The sequence below is a fragment of the Bradyrhizobium algeriense genome (assembly GCF_003062295.1).
Classification (GTDB): domain Bacteria; phylum Pseudomonadota; class Alphaproteobacteria; order Rhizobiales; family Xanthobacteraceae; genus Bradyrhizobium; species Bradyrhizobium algeriense.
In genome coordinates this window covers 369199-388419 of sequence record NZ_PYCN01000002.1, presented here as the reverse complement: position 1 = coordinate 388419, position 19221 = coordinate 369199, and the positions used below count along the sequence as shown (strand labels likewise).

Here is a 19221-nt window from a genome sequence, read left to right as displayed (position 1 = left end):
GACGCTCTCGGGGAATCGGAATGGCAGGCCAAGGCGGCAGTCAAGGCAGCAGTCAGGAAAGCAAGGTCCGTCCGGGCCAGCGCCGGATCGCGCAATGGACGCGCGACTATGCGCGGCTGCCCGGCATCCCCGACGAATATATCGGACCGGACGGCGCGCCCCGCGCGGCGTGGACCCGATTCTTCGATGCCTTCGCCGCATTGTCGCCAGCCGATATCGAGCGCCGCTTTGCCTCCGCCGACCGGCATCTGCGCGAGGCCGGCGTCACCTATCGCGCGCCCGGCGAGACCGCCGACCGGCTGTGGCCGCTCAGCCATCTGCCGCTCATCATCGACGAGGCCGATTGGCAGCAACTGACCGCGGGCATCGCCCAGCGGGCCCAATTGTTCGAAATGGTGCTGCGCGATCTCTATGGCGAGGGCCGGCTGGTCACCGATGGTGCGGTGCCCGCGGCCGCGATCGCCGGCAGCAACGAATATCTGCGCGCGGTTAGTGGCGTCAAACCGCCCGGTGGCCGCCATCTTCAGCTCTATGCGGCCGATGTCGGCCGCGGCCCCGATGGACGCTGGTGGGTGTTGAACGACCGCACGCAGGCGCCGTCCGGCGCCGGCTACGCGCTGGAAAATCGCCTGGTGCTGTCGCGCGCCTTTTCCAACCTCTACAAGTCGATGAATGTCGAGCGCGTGGCGCCGTTCTTCGAGGCATTCCGCGATTCGCTGCGCGCCAGTGCCGACCGCGACGAGCCGCGGATCGGGTTGCTGACGCCGGGCGCCTTCAGCGAAACCTATTTCGAACATGCGACGCTGGCGCGCTATCTCGGCTTCCTCCTGGTCGAGGGCGACGATCTCGCCGTCAGCGGCGACCGCATCTATATCCGCACCGTCGCCGGCCTGAAGCGCCTCGACGTGCTGCTGCGCCGGGTCGATTCGAATTTTCTCGATCCGCTCGAACTCGATGCGTCGTCACATCTCGGCGTGCCCGGCCTCATCGACGTGCTGCGCAAGAACGGCGTCGTCGTCGCCAACATGCCGGGCTCCGGCGTATTGGAGGCGAGGGCGCTGCTCGGGTTTCTGCCGAGCCTGTGCCGGCGGCTGCTTGGCGAGAATCCGATCATGCCGCACATCGCGACATGGTGGTGCGGGCAGAAAGCCGCACGCGAGGAAGTGCTGTCGCGGCTCGAGGATTTTGCGATCGAGGGCGCCTACGGCCGGGCCGTTCCCGGCTTTTCCAGCCATGGGCCGGTGCTTGCCGGCGAGCTGCCGCCTGCGGAGCGCGACCGGCTCCGGCAGGCGATCACCGATCGCGGCATCGATTATGTCGGCCAGGAACTGGTGCGGCTGTCGACGACGCCGGTGTGGGAGCAGGGCCGGATCACGCCGCGCCCGTTCGTATTGCGGGTGTTCGCCGCGGCAACGCCCCAGGGCTGGACCATTCTGCCTGGCGGTTTCTGCCGGATCGCCGAACAGGCGGATGCGCGCGCGGTGTCGATGGGTGACGGGGCCCGCTCGGCGGACGTCTGGGTGGTGTCCGACAAGGCGGTATCGGCTTCGACGCTGTTGCCGGGTGCCGACACCGTGCGCATCAGGCGGATCGCGGGCGTCGTGCCCAGCCGCGCCGCGGACAATCTGTTTTGGCTCGGCCGCTATCTCGAGCGCGCCGAGGCGACGCTGCGGCTGATCCGCGCGCTCGGCGCGCCGATGCGCGACCCCGTCAAGGGATCGTCGACCACGTCGCCCTCGGTCGAGCGCATCCAGCGGCTTCTGGTGACCTGGGGCGCGACCTCGCAGGCGACGCGGACCAACCCCGCGAGGGTCATCGCCGAAGCGCTGCAAAGCGAGGAGAAATTTGGCTCGGCGTTTTCGCTGGTGCGGTCGGTGCAACGAACTGCGACCTCCCTCCGCGAGCGGCTTTCGCCCGACGCCTGGCAGATCATCACCGAGATGGTCGACCGCCTCGCCTTGCAGGTCGACGACGACGACAGCATCGTCAGCGCCGCCGAACTGACGTTGCAGGAACTGGCAAGCCTTGCAGGTTTGGCGCAGGAAAACATGAATCGCGCCGCCGGCTGGCGCTTCCTCGACATGGGCCGCCGCGCCGAGCGCGCCATCAACACTGCGCGGTTCGCGCGGCAGTTCGCCTATGACGAAGCCGGCGAGGAAGACCTCGATGTGCTGCTGACGCTGGTGGATTGCCAGATCACCTATCGTTCGCGTTACCTGGTCGGCCCGGCGCTGGCGCCGGTGCGCGATCTCGCGGTGCTCGATCCGTATAACCCGCGCTCGGTCGCGTTTCAGGTGGCGACGCTGAATGATCACATCGCCGCACTCCCGAGCCTGAAGGAGCATGGCCTGATCGAGCGGCCGCAGCGGCTGGCGGTAGCCTTGCAGGCGACGCTGACGACGGCCGAGGCCGCAGCGCTTGACGTCAAAACCCTGTTCGCGCTGGAGCAGGATCTGCTCAATCTCGCCGACGCCATCGGCCTGCATTACTTTCCGCACGGGCCCAATGCGAGCCGGCCGGAGAAGCTGACGGGCCTCGCGTGATCTACGACATCCGTCACGTCACCACATACGCTTACGAAAGCCCGGTGAGTTTTGCGCGGTGCTCGCTGCGGCTGGAGCCGAAGTCGGGCGACGGGCAGCAATTGATTTCCCATTCGGTCGAGATCCGGCCGCGGCCTGCGGACCGCACCGTGCGGCGCGATTTTTTCGGCACCCATACCGAGAGCATCCTGATCGAAACCGCGCATCGCAATTTGCGGATCGATTCCCGCTCGCGCGTTTCGGTGTCGCGCAAGGCGCTCGACCGCGCCGCGGCGAGCCCGTCATGGGATGATATCCGCGACGTGGCGTTCGAGGCCTCCAGTCTCGGCCCCGTTTCGCCGGTCGGCTATGTCTTTGCCAGCGCGCTGGTGCCGGTGCTGGCGCCGGTCACTGCCTATGCCGTGGCGAGTTTCCCGCCGAGCGGTGGCATTCTTTCAGGTGCCGCCGACTTGATGCGCCGCATCCGCAACGATTTCAGGTACGACCCGAAGGCCACGGTGATCTCGACGCCGCTCCGGGAGGTGTTCGAGAAGCGGCACGGCGTGTGCCAGGATTTTGCCCATGTGATGATTGCGGGTTTGCGTGGGCTGGGCCTGCCCGCGGCCTATGTCAGCGGCTACTTGCGCACCATTCCGCCGCCCGGGAAGCCGCGCCTGCAGGGCGCTGACGCCACCCATGCCTGGGTGTCGGTGTGGTGCGGCGCCGAGCTCGGCTGGCTCGGGTTCGATCCGACCAACGACATCATGATCGAGAACGATCACATCGTTCTGGCAATAGGGCGCGACTTCTCCGACGTCTCGCCGGTCGACGGCATCATTGTCGGCTCGCGCAAGCAGAAGCTTGGCGTGGCCGTGGACGTGATCCCGGTGGAGTGAGGCGGATGCTGCCCGGTCTTGCCGGGTCCTTCTCACGAGGTGGCTGGCGCTCCGTCGCATGCGCGCCGCTCAAGCGATGGCGTTTTGCACGAGAGTACATGACCGCCTCAAACAAATCAGCAGGGACGTTGGTGGCGTCCCTGCCGACGGGAGTTTTAGTCACTGCGTTTTCTGTCGGGGGTCGTCTTTGGGATTTACGTAATTGATACCCCACGGCCCAGTGCTGTTGATCTGAACGACGGTTTCTTCATCCGTGAAGGCATAGTGCTCCATGCCAGGCGCGAACGCGAAGAAGCTTCCAGCCGGCAGCGGTTTGGCGCTGCTTTTATCCGCAACCTTGCCCATGCCGAGCGTAAACGTGCCAGAGATAACGGTCACGATTTCAGGCTTGGGGTGGGAGTGCGGGGGAACGGCATAACCCTTGGGGAGCTTGAGCCGAAGCACGAACAAGCCGTCTTTCCCGGGGTCGCCGTAGAGTACGCTCGCTTCAGCCCCCGGCGGAATAGATGGCGGCGCCTTCGACCATTTTACATCCTGCGGCCCAAGCATCGTATCATCCATGCCTTGGGCTGACGTGGGACCGGCCAAGGCGATCAAGCCAGAGACGATGGCAACTTGAAGCATTTTCATGCGATCCTCCCATGTCTGAGACCAAACCCAACTTATGAAAGTACTACCGAATTCTACCCCCAAAACTCGCGCCGCGCTCCCCCTCACAAATCGTCACGGCGTGCTCCAATGTCGCAGTCGGGCCACGGCTTTTCGGTCACACTCTGGCGCGAACCGGAGATGCTGTTCGCTTACGTGCCGGTCTTGCGCGGCTGCTCCGACGCATCGGCGCGCAGATTGCGGAAGAACTTCTCGACTTCGCGGGAGAGCGTCTCGGCGGTGGCCGTCAGTTCGCTGGATGCGGTGAGGACGGAGGCCGCCGCCGTGCTGGTCGTGCCGATGGCGTCGCTCAGCGAACCGATATTGACGACGAGCGTACCGTTACCCTGCGCCGCGAGCTGCGCGTTCTGCGATATTTCGCGGGTCGCCGCGTCCTGCTGCTCGATGGCGCCGGCGATGATCGATGTCACATCGTTGATCTCGCGCACGGCGTTGCCGATTTCGCGGACCGCTTCGACCGAATTCCTGGTCGACGTCTGGATCAGGCTGACGTTCTGGCTGATCTCCGCGGTCGCTTTGGCGGTCTGCTCGGCGAGTGCCTTGACCTCATGTGCGACGACCGCAAAACCGCGGCCGGCGTCGCCGGCGCGCGCGGCCTCGATCGTCGCGTTGAGCGCCAGAAGATTGGTTTGCTCGGCGATCGCCTGGATCAGGGTGAGCACGCCGTCGATGCGCTGGGTCGCAGCCGCGAGCCCCTCGATCTCGGAGACCGATTTCTCGGTGCGCTGGCCCGCCTGTTCGACGGCGCTGGCCGATTGGCGCACCTGGCGGCCGATTTCCTCGACCGAAGCCGAGAGCTCCTCGGCCGCGCTGGCGACGGCGGAAACGTTGCTGGAAGCCTGCTCGGTCGCGCCGGAAGCCGCCACGGCGCGTCCGTTGGCGTCCGACGAGACGCTGGCGATGGTCTGGGCGGTGCTGCGCATTGAGGCCGCATTGTCGGTGACCGCGCGCAGCACGCCACTGATTGCTTCGCGGAAGGCGTCGACCGAGGCTTCGATGTGACGGGTGCGCTCGTCGCGCGCTTTCGAATCGTCCAGCACCTGCGAATTGAGGTTGCGGTTTCCGTCCATCGCTTCCTGGAAGATCTTGATCGCCCGGGCCAGCGCGCCGATCTCGTCGGCGCGGCCGGTATGCGGCACCTCGACGCCCTCGGCGCCGTCGGCGACCTGCTTGATGGTTGCGGTGATGACCGAAAGCGGGCGGGCGATGGAACGGGCGATGATCAGCACGCCGATGACGACCACCACCAGCGCCATGACGCCGAGGCAGGTCAGCACAAAGGCCATCGTGTGGTTGGTATCGGTCTGTTGCGCCAGTCTCTTGCTGCGTTCGGCATAGACCTTGGACAGGGCTTCCAGATCCTTGTTCAGCGCCGTGCGCACTTGGCGGTTGGCGTCGTTGTCACCCCATTCGCGGCCTGCCGCCGCATTGATCTCGACACCGCGGCGAACCAGTTCCTTGCGGAAGTCGACAAACTGTTCGATGCGCTTCCTGAAGGTGGCGAACTGCTGGGCGTCATCAGCCTGGACCAGCGTCTCCCAATTCTTGACGACCTCAAGAATGCGTTCGTTGAACTTGAGCAAGCCGTCGCCGTATTTTTTCACCACCGCCGGATCAGTCGACATGTAGACGCCGCGCGATTCCATCACGACGGCATAGACCAGCGAATTGATGCGCTCGACGTTGAGCGCGGCACGGCTGGCGGTCGAGACCGCTTCGGTAAGTTGGGCATTCTGGCGCGTGTTGTAGTCGGACAAGGCGGTGATGGCGGCGACGAGCAACGCGAACAGCGCGAAGATCGAATACAACTTGGCTGCGAGCGAAAACCGGGATGCCATGGCGTCACCAAAACGAATATGGATTTGACAATTCAGCCGTGCCGGCAGGCCGGAATGGTTTCCAGCGTATGCCGTCGGCATAAGCAATTGTGCTGAATTTTGATGGAGATTGTCTTAACGCGCGAAAATCTCGCAACTGCAACCAAATAAAATAACCAAGTAATTTCAAATGATTAAGGCGCTCGGGCAAGCTGCATTATCGGGAAAATTCGGAAGCCCATGCGACTGTAACGGGTTCTGGTATCTCAGTGCAATTGGAGGTCGCCACTCTGGCGGCCGACGCGGGAGGCGGCGTGAGCCTTCTTCCGAAGGGCGGCCATGGTTGGCGAAACAATTGTGATCGAATCAAGCTAGACAGCGAGCACGAGGACGGAACGTGTCGATTTCGTCTTGCCGGGGCGGCAAGCGCGCAATCCTAAAGGCCATCGCCGGAATCGTCGCGGGGCGCCTGTTGAAGGCGCCACGATGCTTCGATGATGCCTGAGAATGGGGACTTAATGGCTCAAAGTGCTGCCTTTCCGGCCAACATCGATCTCTATCTTCACGTGCGAGTGCTGATCGGCATCATCCTCGGGCTTAGCGTCACGCGGTTGGTCAGCGGCATCGCGGCATTGGTCGCGCATCCCGGTCGCTACCGGATCTGGCCCGTTCATCTGGGTTGGGTCGCCTGGGCGCTCGTGAACGTGGTCACATTCTGGTGGTGGGAATTTCGGCTGAGCCTGATCCCACACTGGACGTTTGGCCTCTATTTCTTCGTTTGCGTGTACGCATCGATGTACTACTTCCTGAGCGTCCTGCTTTTCCCCCAGGATCTGGAGGAATATTCGGGTTATCAAGACTACTTTCTCTCGCGTCGCCGCTGGTTCTTTGGGTTTGCGGCTCTTACTGAAGCGCTCGATGTGGTCGACAGTTTGATAAAGGGCGAAGACCACCTGCGATCGCTGGGACTGGAGTATCTCCTGGCGAACGCCGCATTCATACTGGTATGCGGCGTAGCCGCGACAACGCGCAATTTGAGATTCCATATGCTGTTTGCGTTCGGCGCGGCCATCTATGAGATAAGTTTCTTCGCCCGCTATTACGCTACGCTGAACTAGCCCAATTGAAGCCGGGATTACCTCGATAATCTCGGCTGTGGCGTTGGCTATCCGCCCGGCATAAGGTAGCTCCGCAATGGAGCGCGGGTAGGGGCTGAAGGAAAGTCAGCATGGTCTATCGCCAGATCATCGGTGCCACCTCCTATGTCTTCGGCGATTTGCGCGAACTGCTCGCCAAGGCGACGCCGCCGCGGTCCGGCGATCGTCTTGCCGGCGTCGCGGCCGAAAGCGCGGAACAAATGATCGCGGCACGGATGGCACTCGCCGACGTGCCGCTCAAGCAATTCCTCAACGAGGCCGTGATCCCCTACGAGGACGACGAGGTCACCCGGCTGATCCTCGATAGCCATGCGGCGCAGGCTTTTGCGCCCATTTCCGCGCTGACAGTCGGCGGCTTCCGCGACTGGCTGTTGTCCGATGCCGCAACCAGCGAAACGCTGGCGAAGGTCTCGCGCGGGATCACGCCGGAAATGGCCGCGGGCGTCTCGAAGCTGATGCGTAACCAGGATCTGATCCTGGTCGCGAAGAAATGCGCCGTGACGTCGGCGTTCCGTAACACCATCGGCCTGAAGGGCCGGATGAGCGTGCGGCTGCAGCCCAACCATCCCTTCGACGACGCCAAGGGCATTACCGCTTCGATTCTCGACGGCATCCTCTTGGGGTCGGGCGATGCCTGCATCGGCATCAATCCGGCCAGCGACGATCCGGCCGTGATCGGCGAACTGCTGCGGCTGCTCGACGGCATCATCATGCGGCTGCAGATTCCGACGCAGGCCTGCGTGCTTACCCACGTGACCACGACGCTCGGATTGATCGGGCAGGGCGCGCCGGTCGATCTGGTGTTCCAGTCGATCGCGGGAACGGAGGCTGCCAACCGCAGCTTTGGCGTCGATCTGGCACTGTTACGCGAGGCGCGTGAGGCCGGGCTGTCGCTCCGCCGCGGCACGGTGGGCGACAACGTAATGTATTTCGAGACCGGGCAGGGCTCGGCGCTGTCGGCCAATGCCAATCACAACGTCGATCAGCAGACCTGCGAGGCGCGGGCCTATGCGGTGGCGCGCGCGTTCGATCCACTTCTCGTCAACAGCGTGGTCGGCTTCATCGGTCCGGAATATTTGTATGACGGCAAGGAAATCATCCGCGCCGGCCTCGAGGATCATTTCTGCGGCAAGCTGCTCGGCCTGCCGCTCGGCGTCGACGTCTGCTACACCAACCATGCCGAAGCCGACCAGGACGACATGGACAATCTCTTGACGCTGCTGGCCGCCGCCGGCGTCACCTTCATCATGGGCGTACCTGGCGCCGACGACGTCATGCTGAACTACCAGTCGACCTCGTTCCACGACGCGCTGTATATCCGCGACCTCTTCGGATTGAAGCGGGCGCCGGAGTTCGACGATTGGCTGGTTCGCTCAGGCCTCGCGGACGGCCATTTCCGGCTTGCGGGCGACACGGGTCTGCTGCCAGAATTTGCAGCGCGGCTGATCGCCTGAGCGCCAGCCCCAGCCCGCGGCTTGCAGATTTTCATGCAACCAATTGAACCCACAGCGAGTTAGGACCCACAACGAGTTAGGATTGACTGTCACAATGTTGAAGAATTTCTGGCCCAGCTTTCAATGTCGTGCTTAAATTCATGTCAGCCTTGAGGAATTTTGATGAGAGCTGAAGGCATCGGAACGGTACGGCGTATCCTGTGCGTCTTCCCGCGCTATACCTCCTCTTTTGGTACATTCGAATACGCCTATCCCCTGACCGATGGCGTCCAGGCGTTCATGCCACCGCAGGGCCTGTTGCTGATCGCGGCCTATCTCCCGGAGAACTGGCCGGTCCGCTTCATCGACGAGAACATTCGCCCCGCCACCCAAGAAGACTTCGAATGGGCCGAGGCGGTGTTCGTCAGCGGCATGCACATCCAGCGCCAGCAGATGAACGACATCTGCCGACGCGCGCATGCCTTCGATCTCGCGGTCGCGATCGGCGGGCCGTCGGTGAGCGCGTGCCCGGATTACTATTCCTCGTTCGACTATCTCCATGTCGGCGAACTCGGTGACGCCACCAATGAACTCATTGCCCGGCTGGCGCGCGACCCGTCGCGCCCCGCGCAGCAGGTGGTGTTGACGACCAAGGATCGCCTGGCGATGACCGAGTTTCCGATTCCGGCCTACGAGCTGGCGGAAGTGAAGAAATATCTGCTCGGCAGCATCCAGTATTCGAGCGGTTGCCCCTATCAGTGCGAATTCTGCGACATCCCCGGCCTTTACGGCCGCAACCCGCGCCTGAAAACGCCTCAGCAGATCATTGCCGAACTGGACAGGCTGCGCGAATGCGGCATGACCGACACGGTTTATTTCGTCGACGACAACTTCATCGGCAACCGCAAGGCCACGCTGGATCTGCTGCCGCATCTGATCGAATGGCAGAAGAGGACGGGCTATGTCGTACGGCTCGCCTGCGAGGCGACGCTGAACATCGCTAAGCGGCCCGAGATCCTGGAGAAGATGCGCGAAGCGATGTTCGTCACCGTATTCTGCGGCATCGAGACACCCGATCCCGACGCGCTGCACGCGATGCACAAGGACCACAACATGATGGTCCCGATCCAGGAAGGCATCCACACCATCAATTCCTACGGCATGGAAGTCGTTTCCGGTATCATCATGGGGCTTGATACCGACAAGCCCGGCACCGCCGATGCGCTGCTCAACTTCGTCGACGAATCGCGGATACCCTTGCTGACGATCAACCTGCTGCAGGCGCTGCCGAAGACGCCGTTGTGGGACCGGCTGGAGCGCGAAGGCCGACTCAATGACGACGACAGCCGCGACTCCAATGTCGAGTTCCTGATGCCCTACGATCAGGTGATCGATTCCTGGCGCAGGTGCATGGAAGTCGCCTACCAGCCGGAGAAGCTGTACGCGCGCTACCAGTATCAATGCGATTACACCTATGCGCAGCGCATCAAGGTGCCGGTGGCGCCCGAGCAGAAGAGCTGGGCCAATATCAGGCGCGCCCTGATTATGCTGCGGAACATCTTCTGGCAGGTCGGCGTACTCAGCGACTACAGAAAAGTGTTCTGGAAGTTCGCGCTGGGACGGCTCCGCTGCGGTGATATCGAGGGCTTGATTGGCTCGGCGACGATTGCGCATCACCTGATCGAATTTGCGCGCGCTGCCACCAGTGGCCGGCAGAACGCGTCGAATTATTCGGTCCGGCTGCGCGAGGCCTCGGTTCCTGCCGAGTAAAAGCCCATGAAAACGCCGGCGCCGCCGTCCCGCCCGCTCGAAGCCTTGCGGGAGCTGACGCCGGCGCGCGTCGGGCTTGGCCGCTCCGGCGCAAGCATGCCGACCGATGCACTGCTTGCCTTCACGCTCGACCACGCGCGTGCGCGCGATGCTGTTCACACAGCTTTCGATGCGCCGCATCTGGTGGCTGGATTGGCCGGCCTCGGCCTGCAGGTCGGCGAGGTTTCCAGCCAGGCGCGTAACCGGCGCGACTATCTGCGCCGTCCCGATCTCGGGCGCATGCTCGACCCCGATTCACGGCGCGCGCTGGAAAAGCAAAGCGGCAGCGCAAGCGAGATTGTGATCGTGATCGGCGACGGGCTGTCGCCGGCGGCCGTCAATGTCCACGCGGTCGAACTGGTTCGCCATCTCGCGGCGCGCCTGACCGAGGCGGGAATCTCGTTGGGCCATGTCGTGGTCGCGTCGGGCGCACGGGTGGCGCTAGGCGACGAGATCGGCGCCGTGCTCGGCGCGCGGATGGTGGTGATGCTGATCGGCGAGCGGCCCGGCCTGTCGGCGCCCGACAGCCTCGGCGCGTATCTCACCTTTGCCCCGCGCATCGGCCTCACCGATGAGAAGCGCAATTGCGTGTCCAACATCCACGGTGCAGGGCTGAGCTACGACGAGGCCGCGTTCAAGATCGCCTGGCTGGTACGTGAAGGAATCGCGCGGCAGGTCACCGGCGTGGCGCTGAAGGACGAAAGCGGAACCGGATCGCACCTCGGATTACCGGCAAGGGGTCCATGAGCCCCATTTAACGGGTGTGGCAAATCAGAGACTTAACGCGCATTTTCGTCATCTTCGTGCCGATTTGCCCCGCCGCGCGCGCTTGCCGGATGGGGTCCGGCCCTGTAAAACGGCGCCGGTTAATTTACCGCGTGATTTCAATGGCTAGCGCCGATCGGATGGGGGCTGGCAAAGCCGCATTCGCGCCACCAAGCTGCATAAAACCAAGCTGCACAAACAGGCCGACGTGAGAACTGGACAGGGTATGCTCGACAAGAACTCCGAAAGTCACGTCCACGTCGAAGCTATCGAGGAGCCGCCGCCGGGCAAGAGCATCGCCTTCGGGCTCGAGCGCATGGGGCTGATTGCGGTCAAGGCGCCGATCCTGTCGATGGTCATTCTCGCCGCGCTGATCGTGGCGGCGCTCTTCGGCATCCAGCGGATCAAGATCGACGACTCCCTGAGCCAGTTGTTCCGCTCCGATTCTAAGGACTACAAGCAATACGAGGCCGTGACCAAGCGCTTCCCGGCGACCGAATTCGACGTGCTGGTCGTGGTCGAGGGCAAGACGCTGATGGCCCGCGAGAACCTCGAAAAGATCCGCGACATGGTCACCGACCTGCAACTGGTCGAGGGCGTGCGCGGTCTGGTTTCGCTGTTTTCGGCGCGGCAGGCACCGGAGCGCGGCAAGCTGCCGGCCGCGCTGTTCCCGCCCGAACTGCCGCAGGGCGCCGCCTACGACAAGTTCGTCGAGACCGTCAAAGCCAACGAGATCATCCGCGGCAAGCTGTTGTCGGAGGACGGCACGCTGGCGCTGATCGTATTGTCGCTGGAGCCGAACGTCGTTTCCTCAAACGATCTCGGCAAGGTGGTCGGCGAAATGCGGAAGATCATGGCCGAAGATCTCGCCGGCAGCGGCCTCAACGCCCAGCTATCCGGCGTTCCCGTGATGCAGCTGGAGATCCGCAACGCTGTCAAGCGCGACGGGCTGACCTACAACATTCTCGGCATTCTGGCCGGCTGCATCATCGCGATCATCTTCTTCCGCAAGATATCGTTCATGGTGGTCGCGGCATTTCCGCCGATCATCGCGATCCTGCTCGCGCTCGGCAGCCTCGGCTGGGCCGGTTTCAATCTCAACATGTTTCTGAACGTGATGACGCCGCTCATCATGGTGATCAGTTTTTCCGACTCGATGCAGCTCACCTTCGCAGCGCGCGACCGCCTGATTGCGGGCCAGGACAAACTGACCGCCTTCACCAACGCCGTGCTGGTGGTGGGCCCGGCTTGCGTGCTGACCCACGGTACCGCCGGCATCTCGTTCATCGCCCTGCAATTCTCCGATTCCGAACTGATCCGAAAATTCGGCGAGGCCGGATTGGCCGCCACCATCATCGCGCTGATCGCGGTGCTTTCGCTGGTGCCGGTGTTCGGCATATTGTTCGTTCGTAACGAGAAGATTTTCGCGGTAAAATTCCAGAGCGCGGATGCCGGCGTGCAGGCGCTGCGCAATTTCTGCTACTGGATCGCGGTGCGCATGGTCGGCCGTCCCGGGCTGTTCAGCCTGCTCGCGTTGCTGCTCGTCGCCGGCCTCGGCTTCATCTACGCCACGCTGGAGCCGCGCTATCGCCTCGCCGATCAGGTGCCGGACAAGCGGCAGGCGGTGGCGGCTTCGAGCCGTCTTGACGCCAAGCTCACCGGCGCCAATCCGATCGACGTGCTGATCGAATTCCCCAAGGGCGCCTCGCTCTACGCGCCGGATACGTTGAAGACGATTTCCGAAGTTCACGCGATGGTCGAGAAATCGGCCGGCGTCGGCAACGTCTGGTCGCTCGAAACCCTGCGCCGCTGGCTCGCCGAAAAGGCTGGCAGCAGCGACGTCGCGACGCTAAAGGAATATGTCAGCGTTATTCCGGAACATCTGGTCCGTCGCTTCATCTCGGCCGATCAGGATGCGGTGGTGGTTTCGGGGCGGGTTCCCGACCTCGATTCCAGCGAAATCCTTCCCGTGATCGACAAGCTCGACAAGTCGCTCGACAAGGTGCGCGCCGAGCATCCCGGCTTCGAAATCGCGGTCACCGGCCTGTCGGCGATTGCAGCGCGCAACAGTGCCAACATGATCTCGAAACTCAATCACGGCCTGACGATCGAGTTCCTCATAGTTGCGATCTTCATCGGATTGGCGTTCCGATCGGTGGTGGTGATGTTCTCCTGCATCCTGCCCGGCATTTTCCCGGTCGTGGCATCGGGCACGGTGCTGTGGATCATGGGCGAGGGGCTGCAATTCGCCAGCGTGGTCGCCCTGACGGTGTCGTTTGGCCTGGGGCTTAGCGCCACTATTCACTTCCTCAACCGGCTGCGGCTGGAGAGCAAGCCCGGCGTCGGTTCGGCGCTGGCGGTCGAGCGCGCCACCGTGCTGGTCGGCCCGGCGCTGATCCTGACCACGGTGGTGCTGGCCTGCGGCCTCGTCGTCACGGTGTTTTCCGACCTGCCGTCGCTGCGGCTGTTCGGCTGGCTCAGCGCGTTCTCGATGATCGCAGCCCTGGTCGCGGATCTCTTCATCCTGCGGCCGACCTCGATGTTCCTGATCAATTTGTCGGAAAAGATTCGCGGCGTCAGTCACGCCAAGCCCACGGAATAGCGGCTTGCCGAACAACAGCCGCTGCTGAACGACAAAAGGCTGCCGGCTAACGGCAGCCGCGGAGAGGTTGAGGAATGACGTCTGCAGGATTAGCCGCGCGCCCTGCGGCCGATGCCGCCGCCTACCGCGCGGTCGAACACATCTATCATTCCTATCTCACCGGGCTGATCCTGATGCTGGCCTCGCGGGCGGGTGCACCGCGCGCGGCCGAGGTGGTGTTTCGAACCTTTCGGCGGCAGCAACTGGCGCGCTTCCTTCCCGGATTGAAGAAGCTCGGCCTCGACCAGCTTCCACATGCGGTGGCGTGCGCCCAATATCATTATCTGTCGAACCAGGTCGGCGGCGTGAAGGTCGAGTATGTCTACGAGAGCGACACCAAGGCCTGGGTGCGCTATCCGCCGCCGCGCTGGATCTGGTCCGGCACCGCGATCTGCGGCATCCCCTCGGAAGTGTCGCGGGCGATGCTGCGCGGATGGCACGCCAACAACGGCGTCGTGCTCGGCAATCCCAGGCTCGGCTTCGTCTGCACCGGGCAGACCGTCGATGGCCAGCCGGGGCTGGAGGGCTACTACAAGGAGTGGGATCACGAACTTGCGCCCGAGGAGCGGCTGCAGTTTTCGCCCGGCGAGCGCTGTCCGCCGTTCCGGGCCGATCTGGCGCCGCGCCTTCCTGCGAACACATGGCCGGAGGAGCGGCTGCAGAAGGTGCTTCGCAATTATGCGATGGAGTACGTCACCTCGATCGTGCCGGAGACGATCCGGGTGCTCGGCCCGGAAGAGGGCGGCCATCTCGCCGGCGCCGCGGCGCGGCTCGTCGGGATGCACACCTTCGACGAGGTAGCTCGGCTGTTGGGCGGCGTGGATTCCGGCGCGGCGGGTTTCGCCAAGGCCTTTGCCCGGCTTGCCCGCGGGCAGGACGACGACGCGGAATTGCAGGTGGAAGGCTCAGCCGCGACCGTGCGCCAGACGTCGTGGCGCCTGATGGCGGAACGTGAGGCGCTGTCGCCTCAAGTGTTCGATGCCTGGAACGAATTGTGGGTGGGGGCAGCGCTTGCGCATGACCGTTTCATGCGGGTCGAAGTGGCGGAACGTCGCGACCGCGGCGATGCGCACTGGAGCTGGAAATTCGGCTGATCAAAATGAAAAGGCAGCGCCGCGGCGCTGCCATTCACACTGTTTCAAAGGGCTGCGTCAGGTCCTCGTCATCGTGATCTTGACGCCGCGGATTTCGCCCTTGGAGTCGATCTGCACGGACTGCTTGTTGCCGGTGGTCTTCAAATTCAGGTTGGCTGCAAATCCGGAAGCCTCGACGAATACTTCGATCTGGCCGCCGCCTGCGGTGCCCTGCAGATTGCCGAAGATATTGCGGCTCTTCTCGCTCCAATTGCCCGAGATGCGCTCACCCTGGCTGGTGACGTCGCTCGACAGGTCGAACTTGTAGCTGTCGCTGGCGCAGTGCAGATTCTGCTTCAGGCCAAGCCCGCTGGCGTTGACCTTGTAGTCGGCCTTGCAGCGGATGTTCTCGGTGGTGCCGTTGGAGAGCGCGACGGTGCCGGTGCCGCTCCAGTTTCCGTCAAAACCGGCGAACGGGCCTCCCGCCTGGGCATGGCTTGCGGTGACCGACAACATGAGCGCGGCGCCGACCCCAGCAGCTGCGAGAGCCTGACCGAACAAGCTGGAACCAAACAGTTTCATCGTAGTTTTCCCATCAAATAGACGTTCTTTGCAAAGATACGTCTCGCCGCATCGAAGATTTAGTGTTCCCGCAGTATCTTAGGTTCAAATGACGGAGCGTTGTTTCCGGCGCTTTCGGCACGAAAAAGTGCGCAATCGGCCGAGTGGAATCCAAACATTCACACCGACTTCGTCAGCGCAGCATCTAGCTTTGCACCGCATTGTCTGCAACAACCAATTGCCGGGAAAGTGTGGCGGAAATACACTTTAGATATCAGTTGGTTATTAAAGGTGCTTAGGTCGCCGTCAAGGTCGCCGTAAATTTGTCCGCATTTACCATGCTTGTCACCTGTTCGTCGCTGCGTTACGCGGCGCGCCTGCCATCCAAACAAAATCCGTTCCGGCGATGCCTCATCGCGAATCGGGGAACAGGATTCTTGCTGCCGAAATGAAGGAATACGATGCGTAAATCTCTCCTAGCCCTCACCTTGTTGTCGATCTCGGTCTCATCGCATGCGGCATTCGCGCAGCAACAGCGCGGAACGGCGGAAGAACAGAAGGCCTGTACCCGCGACGCGCAGAAGTTCTGCCGTCCGGTACTCGATCAGGGCGATTTCACCGTCCTGGCGTGTCTGAAGGAACATCGTTCCAAGATCAGCGCCGCCTGCGACCAGGTCCTCAAGAGCAACGGCCAATAGGCCGCGTTCGCGCCCGTTAACCCTCGCGGAAAAGCCTCTTTCGGCTCTATGACGCGCGTCACGGGCGGGGCTAATCAGCCCATATAGCATTGGTTTTGGCGACGTATTCCCCTATATGGGGCACGCGATCTCCCGGCATGCGCCTGTTATCGGCGCATGCCGCCAATTCCGATTGATGTAGCCAGTTCTAGATGACCAGCGCGAGCGACCTGCGATCCGGAAAGACCCACCGCGACGAGAATTTTCCTGTCGCGTCGTGGATCATTCATCCGCGTCACCGGGCACTGATCCTCGCATTCTACAATTTCGTCAGGACGGCCGACGACATCGCCGATCACGCGACGCTCGGCGCCGATGAGAAGCTGCGCTATCTCGACCTGCTCGAAGCCGAGTTGCTGGGCAAGGGCGACACGCAACCGGAGGCGGTCAGCCTGCGCCGCGCTTTTGCAGAGCGTGCGATGGCGCCGCGCCACGCGCTCGACGTGCTGGTCGCGTTCCGGATGGACGTCACCAAGCTGCGCTACGAGAACTGGGACGACGTCATTCACTATTGCCGCTATTCCGCGATGCCGGTAGGGCGCTTCATGCTCGACGTTCATGGCGAGAGCACCTCGACCTGGGCCGCGTCGGACGCGCTGTGCGCGGGGTTGCAGATCAATAACCATCTGCAGGACTGCGCCAAGGACTACAAAAACCTCAACCGCGTCTACCTGCCGCGCGATGCGCTGGCCGCAAGCGGCGCCACCGTTGAGATGCTGGGCGAGGCGAAGTCGCAGCCGGCGCTGCTGCACTGCCTCCATGCGCTCGCGGTGCGGACCGAAGCCCTGCTCAATGAAAGCAGGTCGCTCAGCGCCGAGGTAAAGGATTTCCGGCTCGGGCTCGAAATTGCCGTGATCCAGGCCTTTGCCGACAGGATCGTCGGCATGCTGAAGGTGCGCGACCCGCTCAGCGAGCGCGTGCATTTGAGCAAGCCCGAATTGCTCGTGCAGAGCATCGGCGCCATCACGAGCGAAATGATCAGGCGCGCCGCGGGGCGTCGCCCCCAGACAAAACCGGTGGCCGGCGCATGACGTTGCAGACGGCGGCGGCCAACGCAGATTACGGCACCACTGCGTCGGGCAGTTCGTTCTATGCCGCGATGCGCATCCTGCCGCGCGACCAGCGCGAGGCGATGTTCCAGATCTACAGCTTCTGTCGGCAGGTCGACGACATCGCCGATTCCGATGGGCCGCGGCCCGAGCGGCTGGCAGCGCTGCAGCAATGGCGCGAGGACATCGATGCGCTATATCACAGTCATCCGCCGCCGCGCCTGCAAGATTACGCCGCCTCGGTGAAAACCTTCGGCCTCAAGCGCGAGGATTTTCTCGCTGTGGTCGACGGCATGGAGATGGACGTGCCACAGGACATTCGTGCGCCGGATCTTGCCACGCTCGATCTCTATTGCGATCGCGTTGCCAGCGCCGTCGGGCGTCTGTCGGTGCGGGTGTTCGGCCTGCCCGAGGATGACGGAATCCAGCTCGCCCATCATCTCGGCCGCGCGCTGCAATTGACCAACATCCTGCGCGACATCGATGAGGATGCGGGGCTCGGCCGGCTGTATCTGCCGCGCGAAAGCCTGCTGCTTGCCGGCATCACCACCGACGACCCCAATCGGGTGATCGTCGATCGCGCGCTGCCGAAAGTATGCCTGCCGCTGGCCGAGCGCGCGAAAAAGCATTTCGAGAAGGCCGACGAGATCATGAAACGCAATTCGCGCCGCGTGGTGCGCGCGCCGCGGATCATGTCGAAATATTACCGCGCGATCCTGGACCTGTTGCTGGCCCGGGGCTTTGCCGCGCCGCGCGAGCCGGTGCGCGTCCACAAATGGGCGAAGATTGCCATCCTTCTCCGTTACGCGATCATCTGATGCAGAAAAACGCTCATATCATCGGCGCCGGCGTTTCCGGCCTCTCGGCCGCCGTACGGCTCGCCAACGCCAATTACCGGGTGCATGTCCACGAGGCCACGCAGCAGGCCGGCGGCCGCTGCCGGTCCTATTTCGACGCGGCCACCAATCTCACCATCGACAACGGCAATCATCTCCTGCTGTCCGGCAACCGCCATGCGCTGGCCTACGCCAGATCGATCGGCACCGAGGCTGGGCTGGTCGGGCCGAAGCTTGCGCAGTTTCCCTTTGTCGACATCATGACCGGCCAGCGCTGGCAGCTCGACCTCGGCGACGGCAAATTGCCGCTATGGGTGTTCGACGAGGCACGCCGCGTCCCCGATACCAAGCTGTTCGATTATCTCGCATTGGCGCCGTTGATCTGGGCAGGCACTGGAAAGCTGGTCGGCGACACGATCCCCTGCAAAGGCACGCTGTACCAGCGGCTGGTGCAGCCGCTGCTGTTGGCCGCGCTCAATGTCGATCCGCCCGAGGGTTCGGCGGGGCTGGCCGGCGCGATCGTGCGGGAAACGCTGCTGGCGGGCGGACAGGCCTGCCGGCCGCTGATCGCACGCGATGGCCTGAGCGCGGTTCTGGTCGAGCCGGCGATCAAGCTGTTGCAGGACAAGGGCGCCTCGATCCAGTTCGGCCATGAGCTGCGCGAATTCGCGATGACGGGCGGCAATGTCAGCGAACTGAAATTCGGCAGCGACGCGATTGCGCTCGGCGCCGACGACGTCGTGGTGCTCGCGGTGCCGCCGCGCCCGGCGGCGGCGCTGCTGCCGGGCCTGAAGACGCCGTCGAAATTCCGCGCCATCGTCAATGCACATTTTCGCTTCGATCCGCCCCGCGATGCCGTGCCCATCCTCGGCGTCGTCAGTGGCCTCGTGGAGTGGCTGTTCGCATTCCCGCAGCGGCTGTCGGTCACCATCAGCAATGGCGACCGCCTCGTCGACATGCCGCGCGAAGAACTCGCGCTGGCGATCTGGCGGGATGTCTGCAAGGCTGCGGGGCTGCCGGGCGACCTGCCGTTGCCGCCCTGGCAGATCGTGCGCGAGCGTCGCGCGACTTTCGAGGCCACACCGGAGCAGAACGCGCTGCGGCCGGGGGCGGTGACATCATTCAAAAACCTGTTTCTCGCCGGCGACTGGACTGATACGGGATTGCCGGCAACCATCGAAGGATCGGTGCGGTCGGGCGACCGTGCCGCCGATCTGATCCTGGCGAGGCGTTAAAAGCCCGACGGACGTTGCGTG

15 protein-coding genes are annotated in these 19221 nt (G+C 63.3%); 12 read left to right on the top strand and 3 right to left on the bottom strand.

What is annotated here, in order from left to right:
* Positions 1–20 precede the first annotated feature (20 nt).
* Positions 21–2543 (top strand): circularly permuted type 2 ATP-grasp protein, encoded by a 2523-nt coding sequence (locus C7G61_RS05955; RefSeq protein WP_108513160.1) that lies wholly within the window; start codon positions 21–23, stop codon positions 2541–2543.
* Positions 2540–3418, top strand: coding sequence for a transglutaminase family protein (locus tag C7G61_RS05950; RefSeq protein ID WP_108513159.1), 879 nt, complete (start codon positions 2540–2542; stop codon positions 3416–3418). The genes C7G61_RS05955 and C7G61_RS05950 overlap by 4 nt, the downstream gene beginning before the upstream one ends.
* Positions 3419–3577: 159 nt before the next feature.
* Here the strand turns inward: C7G61_RS05950 and C7G61_RS05945 are convergent, their stop codons facing one another.
* Together C7G61_RS05945 and C7G61_RS05940 are read right to left on the bottom strand one after the other, a co-directional pair.
* Positions 3578–4048: a cupin domain-containing protein gene (locus C7G61_RS05945; RefSeq protein ID WP_108513158.1), complete on the bottom strand. Its 471-nt coding sequence runs from the start codon at positions 4046–4048 to the stop codon at positions 3578–3580.
* Positions 4049–4218: 170 nt separating this feature from the next.
* Complete coding sequence (locus C7G61_RS05940; protein ID WP_108513157.1) at positions 4219–5925, bottom strand: methyl-accepting chemotaxis protein; 1707 nt, start codon at positions 5923–5925, stop codon at positions 4219–4221.
* Positions 5926–6398: 473 nt separating this feature from the next.
* On the opposite strand from C7G61_RS05940, the gene C7G61_RS05935 reads away from it, so the two are divergent.
* The 6 genes from C7G61_RS05935 (at position 6399) to C7G61_RS05910 (ending at position 14803) form a co-directional block, all read left to right on the top strand.
* Positions 6399–7022: a hypothetical protein gene (locus C7G61_RS05935; RefSeq protein ID WP_244608141.1), complete on the top strand. Its 624-nt coding sequence runs from the start codon at positions 6399–6401 to the stop codon at positions 7020–7022.
* Between the two features lie 110 nt (positions 7023–7132).
* Positions 7133–8515, top strand: coding sequence for an ethanolamine ammonia-lyase subunit EutB (locus tag C7G61_RS05930; protein WP_108513155.1), 1383 nt, complete (start codon positions 7133–7135; stop codon positions 8513–8515).
* Between the two features lie 162 nt (positions 8516–8677).
* Positions 8678–10264 carry a B12-binding domain-containing radical SAM protein gene (locus tag C7G61_RS05925; protein ID WP_108513154.1) on the top strand — a complete coding sequence of 529 codons (1587 nt, stop codon included), beginning with the start codon at positions 8678–8680 and terminating at the stop codon, positions 10262–10264.
* Between the two features lie 6 nt (positions 10265–10270).
* The gene (gene eutC / locus C7G61_RS05920) at positions 10271–11050 is read left to right on the top strand and encodes an ethanolamine ammonia-lyase subunit EutC (RefSeq protein WP_108513153.1); all 780 of its coding nucleotides are present in this window, start codon (positions 10271–10273) and stop codon (positions 11048–11050) included.
* 244 nt (positions 11051–11294) lie between these two features.
* Positions 11295–13670, top strand: a complete 2376-nt coding sequence (locus tag C7G61_RS05915) for an efflux RND transporter permease subunit (RefSeq protein ID WP_108513152.1) — start codon at positions 11295–11297, stop codon at positions 13668–13670.
* A 74-nt stretch (positions 13671–13744) separates the two neighbouring features.
* A complete protein-coding gene (locus C7G61_RS05910) occupies positions 13745–14803 on the top strand; it encodes a hypothetical protein (protein WP_108513151.1) in 1059 nt (352 codons plus the stop codon).
* 57 nt (positions 14804–14860) lie between these two features.
* Here C7G61_RS05910 and C7G61_RS05905 read toward each other — a convergent pair whose 3' ends face one another.
* Positions 14861–15364: a hypothetical protein gene (locus tag C7G61_RS05905; RefSeq protein WP_108513150.1), complete on the bottom strand. Its 504-nt coding sequence runs from the start codon at positions 15362–15364 to the stop codon at positions 14861–14863.
* Positions 15365–15804: 440 nt separating this feature from the next.
* On the opposite strand from C7G61_RS05905, the gene C7G61_RS05900 reads away from it, so the two are divergent.
* From C7G61_RS05900 to hpnE, 4 genes are all read left to right on the top strand, one after another.
* The gene (locus C7G61_RS05900) at positions 15805–16041 is read left to right on the top strand and encodes a hypothetical protein (protein ID WP_108513149.1); all 237 of its coding nucleotides are present in this window, start codon (positions 15805–15807) and stop codon (positions 16039–16041) included.
* A gap of 191 nt (positions 16042–16232) precedes the next feature.
* Complete coding sequence (gene hpnC / locus C7G61_RS05895) at positions 16233–17111, top strand: squalene synthase HpnC (protein ID WP_108513148.1); 879 nt, start codon at positions 16233–16235, stop codon at positions 17109–17111.
* On the top strand, positions 17108–17947 hold the full coding sequence (gene hpnD, locus C7G61_RS05890) for a presqualene diphosphate synthase HpnD (protein WP_108513147.1): 840 nt from the start codon (positions 17108–17110) through the stop codon (positions 17945–17947). Before hpnC ends, hpnD begins: the two co-directional genes overlap by 4 nt.
* On the top strand, positions 17947–19200 hold the full coding sequence (hpnE, locus tag C7G61_RS05885) for a hydroxysqualene dehydroxylase HpnE (RefSeq protein ID WP_108513146.1): 1254 nt from the start codon (positions 17947–17949) through the stop codon (positions 19198–19200). The genes hpnD and hpnE overlap by 1 nt, the downstream gene beginning before the upstream one ends.
* Positions 19201–19221: the final 21 nt, after the last annotated feature.

Bases quoted from the DNA above. Each gene is read 5' to 3' on its own strand.
- hpnE (WP_108513146.1), top strand. From the start codon at position 17,947: ATGCAGAAAAACGCTCATATCATCGGCGCCGGCGTTTCCGGCCTCTCG.
- C7G61_RS05925 (WP_108513154.1), top strand. From the start codon at position 8,678: ATGAGAGCTGAAGGCATCGGAACGGTACGGCGTATCCTGTGCGTCTTC.
- hpnC (WP_108513148.1), top strand. From the start codon at position 16,233: ATGACCAGCGCGAGCGACCTGCGATCCGGAAAGACCCACCGCGACGAG.
- C7G61_RS05935 (WP_244608141.1), top strand. From the start codon at position 6,399: ATGATGCCTGAGAATGGGGACTTAATGGCTCAAAGTGCTGCCTTTCCG.
- C7G61_RS05910 (WP_108513151.1), top strand. From the start codon at position 13,745: ATGACGTCTGCAGGATTAGCCGCGCGCCCTGCGGCCGATGCCGCCGCC.
- C7G61_RS05900 (WP_108513149.1), top strand. From the start codon at position 15,805: ATGCGTAAATCTCTCCTAGCCCTCACCTTGTTGTCGATCTCGGTCTCA.
- hpnD (WP_108513147.1), top strand. From the start codon at position 17,108: ATGACGTTGCAGACGGCGGCGGCCAACGCAGATTACGGCACCACTGCG.
- C7G61_RS05955 (WP_108513160.1), top strand. From the start codon at position 21: ATGGCAGGCCAAGGCGGCAGTCAAGGCAGCAGTCAGGAAAGCAAGGTC.
- C7G61_RS05940 (WP_108513157.1), bottom strand. From the start codon at position 5,925: ATGGCATCCCGGTTTTCGCTCGCAGCCAAGTTGTATTCGATCTTCGCG.
- C7G61_RS05915 (WP_108513152.1), top strand. From the start codon at position 11,295: ATGCTCGACAAGAACTCCGAAAGTCACGTCCACGTCGAAGCTATCGAG.
- C7G61_RS05930 (WP_108513155.1), top strand. From the start codon at position 7,133: ATGGTCTATCGCCAGATCATCGGTGCCACCTCCTATGTCTTCGGCGAT.
- C7G61_RS05945 (WP_108513158.1), bottom strand. From the start codon at position 4,048: ATGAAAATGCTTCAAGTTGCCATCGTCTCTGGCTTGATCGCCTTGGCC.
- C7G61_RS05905 (WP_108513150.1), bottom strand. From the start codon at position 15,364: ATGAAACTGTTTGGTTCCAGCTTGTTCGGTCAGGCTCTCGCAGCTGCT.
- eutC (WP_108513153.1), top strand. From the start codon at position 10,271: ATGAAAACGCCGGCGCCGCCGTCCCGCCCGCTCGAAGCCTTGCGGGAG.